We start from the raw sequence: 17,587 nt of genomic DNA on the forward strand, positions 1-17,587 counted from the left end.
ACTCTCACACCTCTCGGCGCCAGAACCTAAATCTGGTGCGTCTACCAATTCCGCCACGACCGCAGCAAATCTTTGTAGTCATACTGAATATTGGTGATTCAATAAGACGTTGTCTTTCTATTTCAAAGAAATAGTGGTGGCTACTGCGGGATTTGAACCTGCGACCCCATCATTATGAGTGATGTGCTCTAACCAACTGAGCTAAGTAGCCATCTGAGAGCGAGACAATATAATATAATCTTGCTTTCAATGCCATTATCTTTTTAAAGATAATTACACTTTAAATAGTGGCTGGGCTACCTGGATTCGAACCAGGGAATGCCGGCATCAAAAGCCGGTGCCTTACCGCTTGGCGATAGCCCAACAATGATATCAATTAAGATATCTCAATATGGTGCGGACGGAGAGACTTGAACTCTCACACCTTTCGGCGCCAGAACCTAAATCTGGTGCGTCTACCAATTCCGCCACGTCCGCTTTATTTCCTAAAAACTCTGTATGCTTAAAAACAAGTGTTTAATAACGAATAGAGTGCTTAGGAAATGGTGGCTACTGCGGGATTTGAACCTGCGACCCCATCATTATGAGTGATGTGCTCTAACCAACTGAGCTAAGTAGCCATTTCCAAATTGTTGCTCATTTTGAAGCGTTGCCGCTTCGCTGTGAACGGGGCGCATTATGCGTAGTTGAGTGAAACCCGTCAACTTTTTTTTTGAATAAATCACGAATAAACATCTGTTCGGTTTCTTTTTAGTCAAAGAGGCGTATTTGTCGGCAAAAAATAGGTCAAAAAGGCGATATATATAGGAAGTTAACTTTCTGATGTCGAGCTCTTGCTAAAGAGTAAAAACAAAAAGGCCAGTGAAATTCACTGGCCTTTTAACCGATATTTAATCAGCAATTATACGTTGAAGCGGAAGTGAACAACGTCGCCATCTTTTACGATGTATTCTTTGCCTTCTAGACGCCATTTACCTGCGTCTTTTGCACCGCTCTCACCGTTAAATTCGATGAAGTGATCAAAACCAACAACTTCAGCTCGGATGAAGCCTTTTTCGAAGTCAGTGTGGATCTTACCAGCCGCTTGTGGAGCTGTTGCGCCTACAGGAATTGTCCAAGCGCGAACTTCTTTAACACCCGCAGTGAAGTAAGTTTGAAGAGTCAGTAGTTCGTAACCAGAGCGGATCACTCGGTTTAGACCTGGTTCTTCGATACCCATGTCCGCTAGGAACTCTTCACGATCTTCATCGTCAAGCTCAGAAAGCTCAGATTCGATAGCAGCACATACTGCAACAACAACGTTGTTCTCTTTTGCAGCGTATTCACGAACAGCATCTAGGTAAGGGTTGTTTTCAAAACCATCTTCAGCAACGTTTGCGATGTACATTGTTGGCTTAAGTGTTAGGAAGTTTAGGTAGCCGATTGCTGCCGCTTCTTCTTTCGCTAGTTCAACAGTACGCGCCATACCACCTTCAGTAAGAACTGGTAGTAGCTTTTCTAGTACAGTGATTTCGAATTTAGCGTCTTTGTCGCCGCCTTTTGCTTTCTTAGCGTTACGTTGAATTGCACGCTCACAGCTGTCTAAGTCAGCCAGTGCAAGTTCAAGGTTGATCACTTCGATATCTTCGATTGGAGATACTTTGCCAGAAACGTGAACGATGTTTTCGTTTTCAAAGCAGCGTACAACGTGACCGATCGCGTCAGTTTCACGGATGTTCGCTAGGAATTTGTTACCAAGACCTTCACCTTTAGATGCACCAGCCACTAGGCCAGCGATATCAACGAATTCCATCGTTGTTGGAAGGATCTTTTGTGGATTAACAATTTTTGCTAATGCATCTAAGCGTAGATCTGGAACCGGAACGATACCTGTGTTTGGTTCGATCGTACAAAATGGAAAGTTTGCTGCTTCGATGCCTGCTTTAGTCAGTGCGTTAAACAGAGTTGACTTACCAACGTTTGGTAGACCAACGATGCCACATTTAAAACCCATGATATAAACCTTATTCTGCTTTGAACGTATGTAAGCGATTTTGTGCTTTTGGTAGGCCATCTTTTAATAAGATGTCTAGGCTGCGAACCGATTCGTCAACGACGGCCTCGATACACTCTTGCTCTTTTTGTGGAGCTTTGCCTAATACATAACCTGCAACTTTATCTTTGTGTCCAGGATGGCCGATGCCTAATCTCAGACGATAGAATTCTTTATTGTTACCCTGTTTGCTGATGATGTCTTTTAGACCGTTGTGTCCACCATGGCCACCACCTTTTTTGAACTTTCCAATGCCAGGAGGAAGGTCTAACTCATCATGAGCTACCATGATCTCTTCTGGTTTAATTTGGTAGAACTTTGCCAAAGCTGCAACTGCTTTGCCTGACAAGTTCATAAAAGTCGTTGGGATCAGCAAACGAAGATCTTCACCATGAACCATGATACGACCCGTTAGGCCAAAGAACTTTGGTTCGTTCTTCAGTGTTACGTTGTGTACACGTGCTAATTCTTCAACTACCCAAGCACCCGCATTGTGGCGAGTTTTGGCGTATTCTGGACCTGGATTAGCCAGTCCAACGAGAAGTTTTATTTGTTGGCTCAAGGTATGGATCTCTCTTGGGATTTCAAAAAGCGCCGTATGATATCACAGTTTATGAAAAAGGTGCGAGCTAGCTGATGGCACCATGATTATTCCGAGCTGTGATAAACAACAGTCACCAGGTATAAAAAAAGCACTTCATCAAATGAAGTGCTTAATGTCTTTCTCTAACGAGTTTCTAAAACAAAGCTAAATAGCCTTGATTAGTTGAACATCGCTGAGATTGATTCTTCGTTGCTGATACGACGAATCGCTTCAGCAAGCATGCGAGAAAGGCTAAGTGTTGTTACTTTACCTGTCGCAGCCATCTCTGGAGATAGAGAGATAGAATCCGTTACGATAACTTGGTCTAGAACAGAGTTTTTGATGTTGTTCGCAGCAGTACCAGAGAAAACAGCGTGAGTTGCGTAAGCGAATACACGCTTAGCACCGCGCTCTTTAAGCGCTTCAGCTGCTTTACATAGCGTGCCACCTGTATCGATCATGTCATCAACGATAACACAGTCGCGGCCTTCAACATCACCGATTAGGTTCATTACTTCAGAAACGTTAGCACGTGGACGACGCTTATCAACGATAGCGATATCAACGTCACCTAGCGCTTTAGCCGTTGCACGAGCACGTACAACACCACCAAGGTCTGGAGAAACCACAACTGGGTTCTCTAGGCCACGGTTAGCCATGTCTTCTAGAAGAACTGGAGTACCGAAGATGTTATCAACTGGTACATCGAAGAAGCCTTGGATTTGCTCTGCGTGTAGGTCGATAGTAAGAACGCGGTCTACGCCAACGTTAGAAAGGAAATCTGCAACAACTTTTGCAGTAATTGGCACACGTGCAGAACGTACACGACGATCTTGACGGGCATAACCGAAGTAAGGGATTACAGCAGTAATACGGCCAGCAGAAGCGCGGCGCATTGCGTCAATCATTACCACCAATTCCATTAGGTTGTCATTGGTTGGTGCACAAGTTGATTGAATCAGGAATACATCGCTACCACGAACGTTTTCATTGATTTGAACAGCGACTTCGCCATCAGAAAAACGGTCTACAGTAGCATCGCCAAGAGAGATGTATAGACGATCAGCAATACGTTGGGCTAGTTCAGGTGTTGCGTTACCAGCAAATAGCTTCATATCAGGCACGGTGGAAACCTCGGGTTGCGTCCAGTTTTAAATAGATTGTGGGTGAGCTGAGTGGTATTCAGCCAACGTTTCTTTCAAAGGAGAAATGTTTCGTCCTTTCGCTACAAATGCGGAAACGGTGTCAGGTAGTTTTTCTAGCACCAATTCGGCTTCTTTTCTGCTGCTAAATTCAGCAAAAACGCACGAACCTGTGCCAGTCAATCTCGACGGCGCGTATTGTAGCAGCCATGAAAGTTGCTTATCAACCTCTGGGTACAGCATTCGAACAATTTTTTCGCAATCGTTTACGTCTTCTTGCTCTAGAAGCGTTGATAGCGCTCGCTTTGGCGTATTTCTGGTTAATTCTGGATGTGTAAATATGTCCACAGTTGCTATGCTCACTTGTGGCTTAACCACGAGATACCATTTTTCATCCGGATTAGCTGGCAACAGCTGCTCACCGACGCCTTCAGCAAAGGCGGCATAGCCTCGTACAAACACTGGAACATCTGCACCAAGCTTCAGACCGATCTCTGCAAGTTGATCATCAGAAAGATTCAGTTGCCACAAGTAATTAAGTGCAACCAACACAGTTGCAGCATTTGAAGAGCCTCCGCCAATACCACCACCCATTGGTAGCACTTTCTTTAGCTCAATATCCGCACCGAAAGAGGTTGAGGTGTATTGCTGAAGTGCAGTCGCGGCTTTCCAAATTAGGTTGTCTTCAAGCGCTACTCCAGGTATTTCTGGCGTGATGGTTATCGAACTTGTTTCTGAGTTTGCAGTAACCGTTAGTTCATCACCAAAGTCAACGAACTGAAATAGTGTTTGAAGTTCGTGGTAACCATTATCACGTCGGCCAGTGATATAAAGAAATAGATTCAGCTTTGCTGGAGAAGGCCAGTGTGTTGGTGTTGTAATCATTTTTTCAGTGTCCACTTCGAAACTACGATGTTGATTTTGTTTTGGTCTTGCTTGAAAGAGAGTCGAGTAGGGAGCGGAATAGCCCCTACTTTGACCTTGTCTTCATCGGATTGCTGCGCATTAGGTAACTCTGTGTTGCGATAGTTTGCAAAATTCAGAGTCCATAGTTGGTTGCTGACTTGCTTAGTCAGTGACTCAAGGGTGTTCGTTGTATTTAGTTGATAGCTATCCGCTTGGTCTGGAATGCCAAGGAACCATTGTGGCAGGTGATCAACTGGGATCTTCAAGCCTGTAAGCTGTTCAACCAAAATAGAGGCGCTTGCGTGGGTGAATACTTGGTCATCATAAGTGACGACTTTGGCGCCAGATGGATCAATGGTCAGGTTTAATGCGGTCTGACCAAGGAAAGTGGTGAGTCTTAATTGGCTTTGGTTTGGAGAGTGCTTCCAAACAAAATTGAGGCTTTGGCGCTGCTCGGGAGATATGTACGCAAGCTTACCGGAAGCTTGATAGTTTTCTATCTGCAATAGGCGGCTTTGGTGTGCTTGCCATTCAACACTTGTCGGTTGTTCCGGGATAGACGAGCAACCCACCATGATTATGGTAATAAAAATAAGAGACGCGATTTTACGAAGCTTGCCCATATTTGCTCACAACTTGTTCAAATTCATCTAAAAAACGCTTCAACTATAGCATTGAATTCACGAAGTCAGGAAAACAAATCCCGCTTGCTCTTTAAATAGAGCCATGCATCAAGTAAAATTCGCCCCTTGTTTCCATTCCCTGATCGAGAACTTCTGATACATGTCTTTGCTTGCCGTAGGTATCAATCACAATACAGCGTCGGTTGAATTGCGAGAAAAAGTCGCTTTTGGTCCAGACAAACTGTCTGAGGCACTCAAGCAACTTAACGCAAATGCACACGTAAATGGAAGTGTTATACTTTCTACCTGTAACCGAACTGAAGTGTATTGTGAAGTTAAAAGCGGAGCAAAAAACAAGCTTATCGATTGGTTGTCGGCTTTCCATCAAGTTAGTCCTGAAGAGCTAAAGCCAAGTCTTTATATCCATGAAGAGCAGGCCGCAATTAAACATTTAATGCGCGTTGCTTGTGGTTTGGACTCTTTGGTTTTGGGTGAGCCGCAAATCTTAGGTCAGGTTAAGCAAGCTTATACAGACTCTCGTGGTAGCAAGTCTGTTGATGCTTCAATGGAAAAGCTGTTCCAGAAATCATTTTCTGTGGCGAAGCGCGTTCGAACTGAAACAGAAATCGGCGGAAGTGCGGTGTCTGTGGCTTACGCAGCTTGCACTCTAGCTAAACATATTTTTGAGTCGATTGCTGATTCTACTGTGCTGTTAGTTGGTGCTGGTGAAACGATTGAACTCGTGGCTAAGCACCTTTCAGCAAATGGCTGTACTAAAATGATTGTGGCTAACCGAACTCGTGAGCGTGCTTTAGGGCTAGCCGAAGAGTTCGGTGCAGAAGTGATCAGCTTAAATGAAATTCCAGAACACCTGCACAGAGCAGATATCGTGATCAGTTCAACCGCAAGCCCGCTGCCAATTATTGGTAAAGGCATGGTTGAGACCGCTCTGAAGAAAAGAAAACATCAACCTATGTTATTGGTTGATATTGCTGTGCCTCGTGATGTGGAATCACAGGTTGGCGAACTGAACGATGCTTATCTTTATTCAGTTGATGATTTGCAGTCGATTATTGATGGCAACATCGAGCAACGTAAAGTGGAAGCAATCCAAGCTGAAGCGATCGTCAGTGAAGAAAGTGCCGCGTTCATGAGTTGGATGCGCTCACTGCAAGCGGTCGACAGTATTCGTGAGTACCGAAAATCAGCGAATGAAATCCGCGAAGAATTATTGAGTAAAAGTTTACAATCACTTGCCGCTGGCGGTGACCCTGAGAAAGTTTTACTAGAGCTTAGTAATAAGCTCACAAACAAATTGATCCATGCTCCAACCCGCGCACTACAAAGTGCTGCTGAGCAAGGAGAACCTGCGAAATTAACGGTCATTAGACAGAGTTTGGGCTTAGAAGACCCTCAATAATATTAGACCTCCAACAAGATAAGACATTATGAAAGCCTCGATTCTAGTAAAGCTTGAAACACTTGTTGAACGCTACGAAGAAGTTCAACACCTGCTTGGCGATCCAGATGTGATCGGTGATCAAAACAAATTCCGTGCACTATCTAAAGAGTACTCTCAGTTAGAAGAAGTGACTAAGTGCTTCCAAGCTTACCAGCAAGCTCAAGACGATCTAGAAGCTGCCGAAGATATGGCGCAGGAAGACGATGAAGAGATGCGCGAAATGGCGCAGGAAGAAATTAAAGAAGCGAAAGAGGCGATTGAGCGTCTAACTGATGAGCTTCAGATTCTTCTTCTACCTAAAGATCCAAACGATGAGCGTAACTGTTTCCTAGAGATCCGTGCCGGTGCGGGCGGTGATGAAGCGGGTATCTTCGCGGGTAACCTTTTCCGTATGTACTCTAAGTTTGCAGAGAAAAAAGGCTGGCGCGTTGAAGTCATGAGCAGTAATGACTCTGAGCAAGGCGGCTACAAAGAGATGATCGCTAAAGTAAGCGGTGAAGGCGTTTACGGCGTAATGAAGTTTGAATCAGGCGGTCACCGTGTTCAACGTGTACCAGAGACTGAATCTCAAGGTCGTGTTCATACTTCTGCATGTACTGTTGCTGTTATGCCTGAAATCCCAGAAGCGGATCTTCCAGAAATTAAGGCTGCAGACCTGAAGATCGATACCTTCCGTGCATCTGGCGCGGGTGGTCAGCACGTTAACACTACAGATTCAGCTATCCGTATTACTCACTTGCCAACAGGTACAGTAGTAGAGTGTCAGGACGAGCGTTCTCAGCACAAAAACAAAGCGAAGGCGATGGCTGTTCTTGCGGCGCGTATTGTACAAGCTGAAGAAGAGCGTCGTGCTGCTGAAGTATCAGATACGCGTCGTAACCTGCTAGGTTCGGGTGACCGTAGTGACCGTATCCGTACTTACAACTACCCACAAGGTCGTGTTTCTGATCACCGCATCAACCTAACACTTTACCGTCTGAACGAAGTGTTAGAAGGTGACATGCAAAGCCTGATTGATCCGGTTCTACAAGAGCACCAAGCAGACCAACTTGCTGCGTTAGCTGAGAACAACTAAACCCTATGCAATCTGCCTATACGGTTGAAAGTGCATTAAAAGCAGCAATCGTAGCGCTTCAAGAGGGTGACAATACATCACCCTCAATTGATGCTGCGGTACTGCTTTGTCACGCCTTAGATAAACCAAGATCTTACCTGTTAACTTGGCCAGAGAAACACCTTACCTCAGAACAAGAATCTGAATTTCAAGCCCTTTTAAACCGTCGTTTAACCGGTGAGCCTGTGGCTTACATTGTCGGTGAACGTGAGTTTTGGTCGCTGCCGTTAAAAGTTTCGCCGTCTACTTTAATTCCTCGCCCGGATACTGAGCGTTTGGTTGAAGTCGCGCTGGATAAGACCTATGGCAAACAAGGGGCGATTCTGGATTTAGGAACAGGTACTGGTGCTATTGCCTTGGCGCTAGCGTCTGAGATGCCAAATCGCCCAGTGACAGGCATTGACCTTCGCCCAGAAGCTCAAGTGCTTGCAACAGAGAATGCGAAACGCTTAAACATACCCAATGCTACGTTCTTGCATGGTAGTTGGTTTGACCCGCTTAGCGATCTGGCTTCTGATGGCGGTGAGGTTAAGTTCTCTCTGATTGTCTCAAACCCACCTTACATAGAGAAAGATGATCCTCATCTATCTCAGGGCGATGTGCGTTTTGAGCCGATTACTGCGCTTGTTGCTGAAGAGAAAGGGCTTGCTGATATTCGCTACATTTCTGAAAACGCACGTGGCTTTTTAGAAAATGAAGGCTGGTTGGCATTTGAACACGGTTACGACCAAGGCTTGGCTGTACGTGAGATAATGCAAGCGCTAGGTTATCTCGATGTAGTCACTGAGAAAGATTACGGTGGCAATGACCGAGTGACATTAGGCCGTTATTGCTCATAGTTCGTTGTTGTTTGCTTAGGGCTAGTAGTTGCTAGCCACTCATGTAATCCTAGAAGGCGAACTTACGAAATTGATACCTTTAACGCGAAATGGCATTTGACTCGGTCATGCATTTAACGCAGAAATACAGAGCACCAACGAGTCCAATGTCGCTCGTGTTAACGAAAGCACATATAAAAATATAAAGGAATACCATGTACGAAGGTTTAAAACATTTTCACCTACTAACGATTGCAATAAGCGTGTCACTTCTTTCAATTCGATTCGTTCTTATGATGGCGAACTCACCAAAGCTTAAGCACCCTTTCTTGCAGCGTTTCCCTCATATCAACGACTCGTTGCTATTGCTATCGGGTATTGGCTTGATTTTTATCACTGGTTTTATTCCATTTACTCCAGCTGCGCCATGGCTAACAGAAAAGCTAACGTGTGTAATGGCTTACATCGCATTGTGTTTCTTTGCACTTAAACTGGGTAAAAATAAACTATTGAGAGTATTCTCATTCTTCGGTGCGCTTGGCTGGTTAGCTATGGCAGGCAAAATTGCGATGACGAAGACGCCAACATTTTTCGGTTAATGATCTCCTTATTTCGGTTAACTACCTATGTACGAATTTTTTGACGAAGACTTTGACCAGCTAGAATTAGCTGAAGGTGCATTGATCTTAAATAAAGCGATTAACCCAGACACTCAAGACAGTTGGGCTGAGCAAGAGCTGGCAAGACTGTTTAAAGAAGCTGAGTTTGCCTTGGTTCATGAAACCGATGAGCACCAGAAGTTTGAGTCCTTTATTCGACTATTCTTCTATGAATGGGGCTTTGCGGGTGATAAAGACGCTTACTTCTCTTCAGAGAACGCTTTCATCGATAAAGTGCTAGAGCGTAAGAAAGGCATTCCTGTCAGTCTCGGCGCGATCTTTCTTTTTCTAGGTCGCAAGCTAGGCTTTCCTGTAGAGGGTGTCTCTTTCCCGACTCAGTTTCTACTTAAAGTGACTTGGTATGGCCAAGCAGCAGTGTATATCAACCCATACAATGGTGAATACGTTGGTGAGCAAACGCTACGAGCGTGGCTGATTGGCCATGATGGTCCGTTAGCTGAGCTTAAATCTGAGCATTTAGAAGTGGCTGATCATCCAACAATTATTGGCAAGTGGTTAGCGCTATTAAAGAGTGCGTTACTGAGAGAAGAGCGCTATACGCTAGCATTGAAATGTACAGACCTTGCATTAACGTTTGTACCTGACGACCCGTATGAAATCCGCGACCGTGGCTTTATCTATCAGCAGTTGGATTGCCACCAAGTGGCAGCGACGGATTACCAATATTTTATCGACCAATGCCCAGATGACCCGGCGTCTGAGTTACTGAAATCTCAAGTGAACGTCATGAACGAAAAGACCGTGGTTGTTCACTAATTACTAACTATTCAGAGAGAATATAATGGAACAGAAAACAGTTCATATTGGCGATATGCCAATTGCTAACGACAAGCCATTCACGCTATTTGCAGGCATGAACGTTCTTGAATCTCGCGATCTAGCAATGCAGATCTGTGAGCACTACGTGAAAGTAACTGAAAAGCTGGGTATTCCTTATGTATTTAAGGCGTCTTTCGATAAGGCAAACCGTAGCTCAGTTCACTCATACCGTGGCCCTGGTATGGAAGAAGGTCTAAAGATCTTCCAAGAATTGAAAGACACATTCGGCGTTAAAATCATCACTGATGTTCACACTGAAGCACAAGCTCAGCCGGTTGCTGATGTGGTTGATGTTATTCAACTTCCAGCATTCCTAGCTCGTCAAACGGACCTTGTTGAGGCGATGGCGAAGACTGGTGCAGTTATCAACGTGAAGAAGCCTCAGTTCATGAGCCCTAACCAAGTTGGTAACATCGTTGATAAATTCGCAGAATGTGGCAACGACAAGATTATCCTTTGTGAGCGTGGGTCTTGCATGGGTTATGACAACCTAGTTGTTGATATGCTTGGTTTTGGCGTAATGAAGAAAGCCTCAAACGGCAGCCCAATCATCTTTGACGTGACGCACTCTCTACAGATGCGTGACCCTTCAGGTGCTGCATCTGGCGGTCGTCGTGAGCAAACGGTTGAACTTGCAAAAGCGGGCCTTGCGACAGGTATTGCTGGTCTGTTCATTGAAGCTCACCCGAATCCAGATCAAGCACGCTGTGATGGTCCATCTGCACTGCCTCTAGACAAGCTAGAGCCGTTCTTGAAGCAGATGAAAGCACTTGATGACCTTATCAAAGGTTTTGACCACATCGATATTAAATAGTCGAACAGTATAGAATTCAAAGCCGGAGTAATTGCCGGCTTTTTTGTACCTATAGCTAAGTGAATGGCGACTAGCTTGAGCTCCTCAAGCTAGCGTCAGTATGGTTTTGTAATGTTATAGCATATCACTTTAAGCTTTGATAAATCGAATAAATTTAACGAGAATCACTTTATGGGGAAGCTGAATTGAGTAAATCACAAATAATCTAAAAATGATGAAAACGTTTGCCTGTGATCACTTATTTGCTCAACTGCAACTTTGTCGCTTTGTTACACACTCGATAGGGGATTAAGGTGATCCATCCTACATAAATATGAAATCACTCTGTTAGGTTTACCGTCTTAATTTAAACTACTTCAAGTTTTACCATTCTCTAACCATGTTTCTTAAGTGTGCATGGGCTCTAAGGGAGTGGCATAAGCAGTGGATTCCCCTAAAAAGTTCAAAGGTATGACAATGAAGCAACGCCTTATTCTAAAGACAGCACTAAGTGCTGCAATTCTAGCGACTTTAGCTGGTTGTGCGTCTCAATCTGCTCATGATTGGAACCAAGACGAAACTTACAAGCTAACGATTCTTCACACTAACGACAACCATGGCCGTTTCTGGCAGAACAAATACGGCGAATACGGCATGTCTGCGCGTAAAACGCTGATTGATCAACTTCGTGCAGAAGTTGAAGCAGAAGGCGGTAGCGTGTTGCTTCTATCTGGTGGTGACATCAACACTGGTGTACCAGAGTCAGATCTTCAGGATGCAGAACCTGATTTCAAAGGTATGAACAAGATTGGTTACGATGCAATGGCGCTAGGTAACCATGAGTTTGATAACTCACTAGACGTACTACAAAAGCAAATCGATTGGGCTAACTTCCCAATGTTATCTGCAAACATCTACGATAAAGCGACTGGCGAACGTAAGTTCCAAGCTTACGAGATGTTTGAAAAGCAAGGTATTAAAATTGCGGTAATTGGTTTAACAACTGAAGATACTCAAAAGATTGGTAACCCTGAGTTCATCGCAGGTATCGACTTCCGCGACCCTAAAGAAGAAGCGAAGAAATTGATCGCTGAACTCAAAGAAACAGAAAAACCAGATCTTATCTTTGCTGTGACTCACATGGGTCACTACGAAAATGGTCAGCGTGGCGTTAACGCACCAGGTGATGTTGCACTAGCACGTTACCTAGACGAAGGTGATCTAGACATGATCGTTGGTGGTCACTCTCAAGAGCCTGTATGTATGGAAGGCCCTAACGTTGCGAAGAAAAACTTCAAGCCAGGTGATGAGTGTAAACCTGACCTTCAAAACGGTACTTATATCGTTCAAGCTCACGAATGGGGCAAATACGTAGGCCGTGCTGATTACGAATTCCGTAATGGCGAACTAGAAATGGTGAGCTACGATCTAATCCCAGTTAACCTGAAGAAAAAGGTTAAGATCGACGGTAAGAAGCAACGCGTACTTATCCAAGACGAGATTGCGCAAGATCCAGAACTACTAGAGTTCCTACGTCCATTCCAAGAGCAAGGCCAAGCACAGCTTGAAGTTAAGATTGCTGAAACAAATGGCAAGCTTGAAGGTGACCGTAACGTAGTTCGTTTCCAACAGACTAACCTAGGTCGTCTGATTGCAACTTCTCACATGGAGCGTGCAAAAGCAGACTTCGCTGTGATGAACTCTGGTGGTGTTCGTGATTCAATTGAAGCGGGTGAAGTAACATACAAAGATGTACTAACAGTACAACCTTTTGCAAATATCCTGACTTACACAGACATGACGGGTAAAGAAGTTCTAGATTACTTAAACGTAGTAGCGACTAAACCAATCGATTCAGGTGCTTATGCACAATTCGCTGGTATCTCAATGACAGTAGCGAACGGTGAAGTGTCTGACGTTGTTATCGGTGGTAAGCCACTTAACTTAGAAGAAACGTACCGCTTCACTGTACCAAGCTTTAACGCTGCTGGTGGTGACGGCTACCCTAAACTGTCTGACCACCCTGGTTACGTAAACACTGGTTTTGTTGACGCTGAAGTACTAAAAGAGTACCTAGAAGCGAATAGCCCAGTTGACGTGAACAAGTACGCTCCTTCTGGTCAAATTGTTTACAAGTAATTGGATCATTAAGCGCTAAATTCGATTGACTCTAGCGCTATGATAAATTTAACTAAAGCGACGCTCCGGCGTCGCTTTTTGTTTATCTATCGTTTGGATTTGTTATGACCCCTGCAATCAATCTTGCCAAGAAAAAGAAAATCGCTCATACGGTGCATCAATATCACCATGACGCCAACAATACTAACTATGGGTTAGAAGCCGTTGAGGCGCTTGGTCAGGATCCTAAACGTGTATTCAAAACTCTTCTATTCTGCCTAAATGGTGTGGCGAAAGACTTGGCTGTTGCGGTGATTCCTGTCGACCAGAAACTCAATTTAAAACTTGCGGCTAAAGCGGCAAAAGGTAAAAAAGCAGAGATGGCCAACCCGGATATTGCTCAGAAAACCACAGGTTATGTAGTGGGGGGGATTAGCCCGCTTGGTCAGAAGAAAGCGCTGCCGACTTTTGTTCATTCCAGTGCGACGGATTTTGAAACGATCTACGTAAGTGCAGGAAAGCGAGGGTTGGAAATTGAACTCGCCCCTAAAGATTTAGCTCAACTGACTCGAGCTCAGTTTACTGATTTGTGCTTGCAAGCTGATGGCTAGTCGTCACAAGGTATGATGTATCAAGTAACAAATAAAAACGCCCACTTAGTCGTGGGCGTTTTTGTATACGGAGTTACTCTACTTTTTCAGACCTAGAGTACCACCAACACGTTTTGCTGCTGGTTTATTTGGTCGGTTTGACTCTTGGTGGCGATTAGTCGGCTTGCCACCTCGATGGTCGGCATTACCACGGCCAGCGCGATTGCGATCTGAACTCTTGTTGTCTGAGTTAGAGCGCTCAGAGCGAGAATTCGATTTCCAATTTTCTGTGTTGCCTTTACTTTGGCCTCTGTTTTCGCCATTCGATGAATTACGACCACGCTTTGAATTCGGCGCATGACGGAATTCATCCGCGTTGTTACCACGGTAAGTACGAGTGCGATTTTCTTTTTGATTTCGACGAGCCGTTGACGCTTGGTTCTCTTCACGGCTATCAAACAGCTTAGCGTCTGTCGCCTTGCGTATACGTTGGCCCTTAGCATTAATTTTAGATGCGTCTTCAGTACTTACAGAACCTTCACACATCGCTAGAATTTCTGCGATCTCTTCTTCGCTCAAGTAACGCCATTTTCCATTAGGGATGCCGTCCAAAGAGATGTTCATGATACGAACACGACGCAGTTTGAAAACTTCATAGCCAAGTGCTTCACACATACGACGAATCTGGCGGTTCAGACCTTGCGTTAATGTGATTCGAAATGAGAACTTAGTCTCTTTCTCAACTTTACACGGCAACGTCACCGTATCCAGAATAGGCACACCCGCTGCCATTTTCTGTAAGAATTCACCGGTGATTGGTTTATCGACACGAACCACATACTCTTTCTCGTGGTTGTTACCAGCACGAAGAATCTTGTTTACGATGTCACCGTCGTTTGTCAGGAAGATCAAACCATCAGATGGTTTATCCAAACGGCCAATCGGGAAGATACGCTTATGGTGACCGATGAAATCGACGATGTTTCCAGGAATATCACGTTCGGTGGTGCAGGTAATGCCTGTCGGCTTATTTAAAGCGATGTAGATTGGCTTCTCTTTTGAGCGAACTGGTTTGTTGTCGATCTCAACATCATCACCTGGCATTACTTTGGTGCCCATTTCTGGGATCTTGCCGTTAATAGTAACTCGACCTGCATCAATCAGTTTGTCGGCTTCGCGGCGTGAGCAAAAACCAGTTTCACTGATGTATTTGTTAAGGCGTTTAGCTTGGGATTCTTGTGACATGATATTCTCTTAGCGTTTCACAACGGAAATATAGGGAAACAAAAAAGCAACTACAGAGCAGTTGCTTTACGTTTGAATTCGTTAACTGACAACAATTTTAGCACTTGGTTTGAGTCTAGGCACTAAATATCGATCTTGGGGTGAAAGCCCGCTCTAGAATTTCGATGATCAGCTAGTGCGCTTTTGATGACGCTCTCTATTTTCTAGTTTCTTCTCATTGCTTTTTCTAAGCATGACATAAACAGCACCGGTACCACCGTGAAATTGCTGTGCTGAGTGTACACATTGCACATCGTTGATCTGAGTAAGCCAGTTAGTGACGTAGCTTTTCATCATCGCTGGTGGATTTGAGCGTTCTCCTTTCCCATGAACGATAATGACAGTGCGAACATCCATTCTTAAGCATTGGCGTAAAAATGACAGCACTTCGTTGCGAGCATCTTTCAGCGTCTTTCTATGGAGATCGAGTTTGGCCTGAATGGGGTACTTACCTAGGCGAAGTTTTTTGTATACGCCTTCCTGAACACCATCCTTCTTATAAGCAATAACGTCGTCTGGCTTAACCATCGGAGAGTAATCGAGTGATAGGTAATCTTTCTCATCATCAGAGAGCCACATAGCGGCTTCACGCTTAGCAAGCTGAGACTCTGTAACGTGATGTACTTTCTGGTGTTCTGCGGTGTCATGGTCGATACGTTTAACATCGCCCATCATTTGTTGGAATAGATCTAAATCGTCATCATGAGACATAGTGTGCATCTCAAGTTGGTAAGAATAGAGTAAGTATACCTAAGTTGGGGTAGGGTTTAAAAATGAAAAAACCGGAGGAGACAAGAGAAGTCAGCTCCGGTGCAAAGCGTTTTCAAGTTTACCTATAGTAATAAGGCTTTAGGTAAATGATTTAGGCTGAGCGACTCTAGTGAGGAGATTTGTCAGTCATAACTTTGTAGATGAAGAAGCCTCCATAAAACATCATGAGACCCAGAGCCCCGAAGATTACTATCATTGAAGATAGTCCCACCGCATTACCAAATAGGAGATCTAGCCAAAAGTCCATGTGTATACCTCAAAGTTATATGACATGAGTTAGTGTATTAAGTAGCATTATCAATTCACTGATCTGGATCAATCCTGTTGCATAAGTTAAATACTTGTTGGTAACTGTGTGTTTTTCGTCACATTGAGCTTGTTGTTGTATGTCTTTTGCTCGAACGATTCAAAATCGCAATAAATATGATAAAAAGGCCTTGCGGATAAACTCAGAATCCGTATTATACGCTCCATCGACAGGCAATGAGCCAGTTGGATATCTCGGTGAATAGCGCAGCTTGGTAGCGCATCTGGTTTGGGACCAGAGGGTCGGGGGTTCGAATCCCTCTTCACCGACCACTTATAGAAAGCCTGCTCAATGAGCAGGCTTTCGTCATTTCGGGATGTAAGAAATAGGATTAAAACCCAGGCGGGGTTCGTCTGATGTTTAAAATAAGCTCTTCACCGCCCATATTAAAGAAAGCCGTAGCACTCTTTGTAATAGAAAGGGCTACGGCTTTTTTTGTATTTGGGCTTTTTGCGTTCTAACTGCTTTGATTGTTTATGGTTTAGAGCAGAGAATTAGGTCTATTGGACGAACTCATTAGTCGCGACGTTATTCTTCACCCAGATCAAAGCTTGTAAGCGATTCTTCACCTTGATCTTTTTAAATGTATTGTGAAGGTGCGCCTTAACAGTATTCTCACTTACATAAAGCGTGTCCGCAATTTGCGTGTTAGATGCGCCATCACCGAGTAGTTTAATGATCTGCTGTTCGCGTTTAGTGAGCTTGAGGTAATAAGGGCTGGTTTTCGCGCACTGCCTCTCTCTATAGAAGCTAATGTATTGGTAAATGAGCTTCCTGCTCATCCACATTTCACCCTGTAAGATACAGTTAAATCCTGTCACTAGCTTATCAAGCGTGTCAGAGGCATAAAAAATACCAACGAGATACTGCCATTTGAGCATTTCAGAGTGAGGGAAGTCGCTGGGCGTATTGAGTAATATTTCATGAACATCACTCTCGATATCATCTCTAAGCTCTTGATATTTTTCGGTGTACTGTTTACTCATTGTAGGGTAATCAATAATCACTAAATCTAGGTTAGGATCTTGTAATGACTTAGTCGATAGCCTTTCTGGTGACACTAGTTTTATGTCTAAATTTACCTTTTGTTCTATAGATTCTTTGAGCAGCGTTGATTGCAAATTGTTCTCTGCTATTAAAATGGCTTGATGAACTCCCGGGCTAGCCATGTGTAAACTCCTTTTACTGATCACCGCGTACTTATTAGACTTTAAAGTTTATAGCACGGACTAGTATTCCGCTAATCTGACCATTAAATATTTGAATTATTTTGAGCCTAATTAATAGAACACGTGAAGGTATATTCTATTCTTAACTGGAAGTGTATGTTTACTCTTAGTTTGTTTTCACTGTTTTGTGATTTTACAGGATTTAGAAATTTTCCATGCTTCGCTGTCGTTATGATTCTCTAATGTTGCAGGGAATTGATCTAAACCTAATATTAAAGTTGTCTTACCGTTATTAACTTTCTGATGATACTCTGAATTTGTATGTGTTTTTAACGTTAATGAGAACGGAGAGTTGTTCTCAATTTTCAATATGATG

General features: G+C 43.9%; 17 protein-coding genes and 5 tRNA genes. 9 read left to right on the forward strand and 13 right to left on the reverse strand.

All coding sequences use genetic code 11. From position 1 onward, the window contains the following. Window positions 1–134: 134 nt before the first annotated feature. The 9 genes from BTO10_RS10210 to lolB form a co-directional block, all read right to left on the reverse strand. Window positions 135–211 (reverse strand) — tRNA-Met (locus BTO10_RS10210). A 77-nt stretch (window positions 212–288) separates the two neighbouring features. Further along, window positions 289–363, reverse strand: a tRNA-Gln gene (locus BTO10_RS10215). A 29-nt stretch (window positions 364–392) separates the two neighbouring features. Then, window positions 393–477: transfer RNA gene (locus BTO10_RS10220), tRNA-Leu, on the reverse strand. A 66-nt stretch (window positions 478–543) separates the two neighbouring features. After that, window positions 544–620, reverse strand: a tRNA-Met gene (locus BTO10_RS10225). A 281-nt stretch (window positions 621–901) separates the two neighbouring features. Next, the gene (gene ychF / locus BTO10_RS10230; RefSeq protein ID WP_063523318.1) at window positions 902–1,993 is read right to left on the reverse strand and encodes a redox-regulated ATPase YchF; all 1,092 of its coding nucleotides are present in this window, start codon (window positions 1,991–1,993) and stop codon (window positions 902–904) included. Between the two features lie 10 nt (window positions 1,994–2,003). Beyond that, a complete protein-coding gene (gene pth, locus BTO10_RS10235) occupies window positions 2,004–2,594 on the reverse strand; it encodes an aminoacyl-tRNA hydrolase (RefSeq protein ID WP_004739815.1) in 591 nt (196 codons plus the stop codon). 200 nt (window positions 2,595–2,794) lie between these two features. After that, on the reverse strand, window positions 2,795–3,739 hold the full coding sequence (locus BTO10_RS10240; protein WP_004739814.1) for a ribose-phosphate pyrophosphokinase: 945 nt from the start codon (window positions 3,737–3,739) through the stop codon (window positions 2,795–2,797). 27 nt (window positions 3,740–3,766) lie between these two features. Beyond that, window positions 3,767–4,642 (reverse strand): 4-(cytidine 5'-diphospho)-2-C-methyl-D-erythritol kinase, encoded by an 876-nt coding sequence (ispE, locus tag BTO10_RS10245; RefSeq protein ID WP_181143974.1) that lies wholly within the window; start codon window positions 4,640–4,642, stop codon window positions 3,767–3,769. Further along, window positions 4,639–5,286 (reverse strand): lipoprotein insertase outer membrane protein LolB, encoded by a 648-nt coding sequence (lolB, locus tag BTO10_RS10250; protein WP_105024465.1) that lies wholly within the window; start codon window positions 5,284–5,286, stop codon window positions 4,639–4,641. Before lolB ends, ispE begins: the two co-directional genes overlap by 4 nt. Before the next feature lie 160 nt (window positions 5,287–5,446). On the opposite strand from lolB, the gene hemA reads away from it, so the two are divergent. The 8 genes from hemA to ybaK all read left to right on the forward strand — a co-directional run bounded on the left by hemA (window position 5,447) and on the right by ybaK (window position 13,701). After that, window positions 5,447–6,706 (forward strand): glutamyl-tRNA reductase, encoded by a 1,260-nt coding sequence (hemA, locus tag BTO10_RS10255; RefSeq protein WP_004739808.1) that lies wholly within the window; start codon window positions 5,447–5,449, stop codon window positions 6,704–6,706. 28 nt (window positions 6,707–6,734) lie between these two features. Next, the gene (gene prfA / locus BTO10_RS10260; protein ID WP_004739807.1) at window positions 6,735–7,823 is read left to right on the forward strand and encodes a peptide chain release factor 1; all 1,089 of its coding nucleotides are present in this window, start codon (window positions 6,735–6,737) and stop codon (window positions 7,821–7,823) included. Between the two features lie 5 nt (window positions 7,824–7,828). Next, on the forward strand, window positions 7,829–8,701 hold the full coding sequence (gene prmC, locus BTO10_RS10265; protein ID WP_004739805.1) for a peptide chain release factor N(5)-glutamine methyltransferase: 873 nt from the start codon (window positions 7,829–7,831) through the stop codon (window positions 8,699–8,701). A 194-nt stretch (window positions 8,702–8,895) separates the two neighbouring features. Beyond that, window positions 8,896–9,279 carry a SirB2 family protein gene (locus tag BTO10_RS10270; protein ID WP_105024466.1) on the forward strand — a complete coding sequence of 128 codons (384 nt, stop codon included), beginning with the start codon at window positions 8,896–8,898 and terminating at the stop codon, window positions 9,277–9,279. 27 nt (window positions 9,280–9,306) lie between these two features. Continuing rightward, entirely contained in the window at window positions 9,307–10,116 is an 810-nt protein-coding gene (locus BTO10_RS10275; RefSeq protein WP_105024467.1) for a SirB1 family protein, read from the forward strand. A gap of 25 nt (window positions 10,117–10,141) precedes the next feature. Then, complete coding sequence (gene kdsA / locus BTO10_RS10280) at window positions 10,142–10,993, forward strand: 3-deoxy-8-phosphooctulonate synthase (RefSeq protein ID WP_004739800.1); 852 nt, start codon at window positions 10,142–10,144, stop codon at window positions 10,991–10,993. 456 nt (window positions 10,994–11,449) lie between these two features. Beyond that, window positions 11,450–13,111, forward strand: coding sequence for a bifunctional UDP-sugar hydrolase/5'-nucleotidase UshA (gene ushA, locus BTO10_RS10285; protein ID WP_063523319.1), 1,662 nt, complete (start codon window positions 11,450–11,452; stop codon window positions 13,109–13,111). Window positions 13,112–13,215: 104 nt separating this feature from the next. Next, on the forward strand, window positions 13,216–13,701 hold the full coding sequence (ybaK, locus tag BTO10_RS10290; protein ID WP_105024468.1) for a Cys-tRNA(Pro) deacylase: 486 nt from the start codon (window positions 13,216–13,218) through the stop codon (window positions 13,699–13,701). A 78-nt stretch (window positions 13,702–13,779) separates the two neighbouring features. On the opposite strand, the gene rluF is transcribed toward ybaK, so the two are convergent. The 3 genes from rluF to BTO10_RS10305 all read right to left on the reverse strand — a co-directional run bounded on the left by rluF (window position 13,780) and on the right by BTO10_RS10305 (window position 15,982). Further along, on the reverse strand, window positions 13,780–14,925 hold the full coding sequence (rluF, locus tag BTO10_RS10295) for a 23S rRNA pseudouridine(2604) synthase RluF (protein WP_105024469.1): 1,146 nt from the start codon (window positions 14,923–14,925) through the stop codon (window positions 13,780–13,782). Window positions 14,926–15,093: 168 nt separating this feature from the next. After that, window positions 15,094–15,675 (reverse strand): DNA endonuclease SmrA, encoded by a 582-nt coding sequence (smrA, locus tag BTO10_RS10300; RefSeq protein WP_105024470.1) that lies wholly within the window; start codon window positions 15,673–15,675, stop codon window positions 15,094–15,096. Between the two features lie 166 nt (window positions 15,676–15,841). Continuing rightward, entirely contained in the window at window positions 15,842–15,982 is a 141-nt protein-coding gene (locus BTO10_RS10305) for a DUF3149 domain-containing protein (RefSeq protein WP_004739790.1), read from the reverse strand. A gap of 255 nt (window positions 15,983–16,237) precedes the next feature. Between BTO10_RS10305 and BTO10_RS10310 the strand changes: the two genes are divergently transcribed. Continuing rightward, window positions 16,238–16,314: transfer RNA gene (locus BTO10_RS10310), tRNA-Pro, on the forward strand. Window positions 16,315–16,542: 228 nt separating this feature from the next. Here BTO10_RS10310 and BTO10_RS10315 read toward each other — a convergent pair. After that, complete coding sequence (locus BTO10_RS10315) at window positions 16,543–17,211, reverse strand: LuxR C-terminal-related transcriptional regulator (RefSeq protein ID WP_105024471.1); 669 nt, start codon at window positions 17,209–17,211, stop codon at window positions 16,543–16,545. Window positions 17,212–17,587: the final 376 nt, after the last annotated feature.

This window comes from Vibrio chagasii (genome assembly GCF_002954585.1).
GTDB lineage: Bacteria > Pseudomonadota > Gammaproteobacteria > Enterobacterales > Vibrionaceae > Vibrio > Vibrio chagasii_A.

Coding starts and splice junctions, on each gene's coding strand:
- ushA (WP_063523319.1), top strand. CDS start 11,450: ATGAAGCAACGCCTTATTCTAAAGACAGCACTAAGTGCTGCAATTCTA.
- ychF (WP_063523318.1), bottom strand. CDS start 1,993: ATGGGTTTTAAATGTGGCATCGTTGGTCTACCAAACGTTGGTAAGTCA.
- BTO10_RS10275 (WP_105024467.1), top strand. CDS start 9,307: ATGTACGAATTTTTTGACGAAGACTTTGACCAGCTAGAATTAGCTGAA.
- smrA (WP_105024470.1), bottom strand. CDS start 15,675: ATGTCTCATGATGACGATTTAGATCTATTCCAACAAATGATGGGCGAT.
- ybaK (WP_105024468.1), top strand. CDS start 13,216: ATGACCCCTGCAATCAATCTTGCCAAGAAAAAGAAAATCGCTCATACG.
- kdsA (WP_004739800.1), top strand. CDS start 10,142: ATGGAACAGAAAACAGTTCATATTGGCGATATGCCAATTGCTAACGAC.
- prmC (WP_004739805.1), top strand. CDS start 7,829: ATGCAATCTGCCTATACGGTTGAAAGTGCATTAAAAGCAGCAATCGTA.
- BTO10_RS10270 (WP_105024466.1), top strand. CDS start 8,896: ATGTACGAAGGTTTAAAACATTTTCACCTACTAACGATTGCAATAAGC.
- prfA (WP_004739807.1), top strand. CDS start 6,735: ATGAAAGCCTCGATTCTAGTAAAGCTTGAAACACTTGTTGAACGCTAC.
- lolB (WP_105024465.1), bottom strand. CDS start 5,286: ATGGGCAAGCTTCGTAAAATCGCGTCTCTTATTTTTATTACCATAATC.
- BTO10_RS10315 (WP_105024471.1), bottom strand. CDS start 17,211: ATGGCTAGCCCGGGAGTTCATCAAGCCATTTTAATAGCAGAGAACAAT.
- ispE (WP_181143974.1), bottom strand. CDS start 4,642: ATGATTACAACACCAACACACTGGCCTTCTCCAGCAAAGCTGAATCTA.
- hemA (WP_004739808.1), top strand. CDS start 5,447: ATGTCTTTGCTTGCCGTAGGTATCAATCACAATACAGCGTCGGTTGAA.
- BTO10_RS10305 (WP_004739790.1), bottom strand. CDS start 15,982: ATGGACTTTTGGCTAGATCTCCTATTTGGTAATGCGGTGGGACTATCT.
- rluF (WP_105024469.1), bottom strand. CDS start 14,925: ATGTCACAAGAATCCCAAGCTAAACGCCTTAACAAATACATCAGTGAA.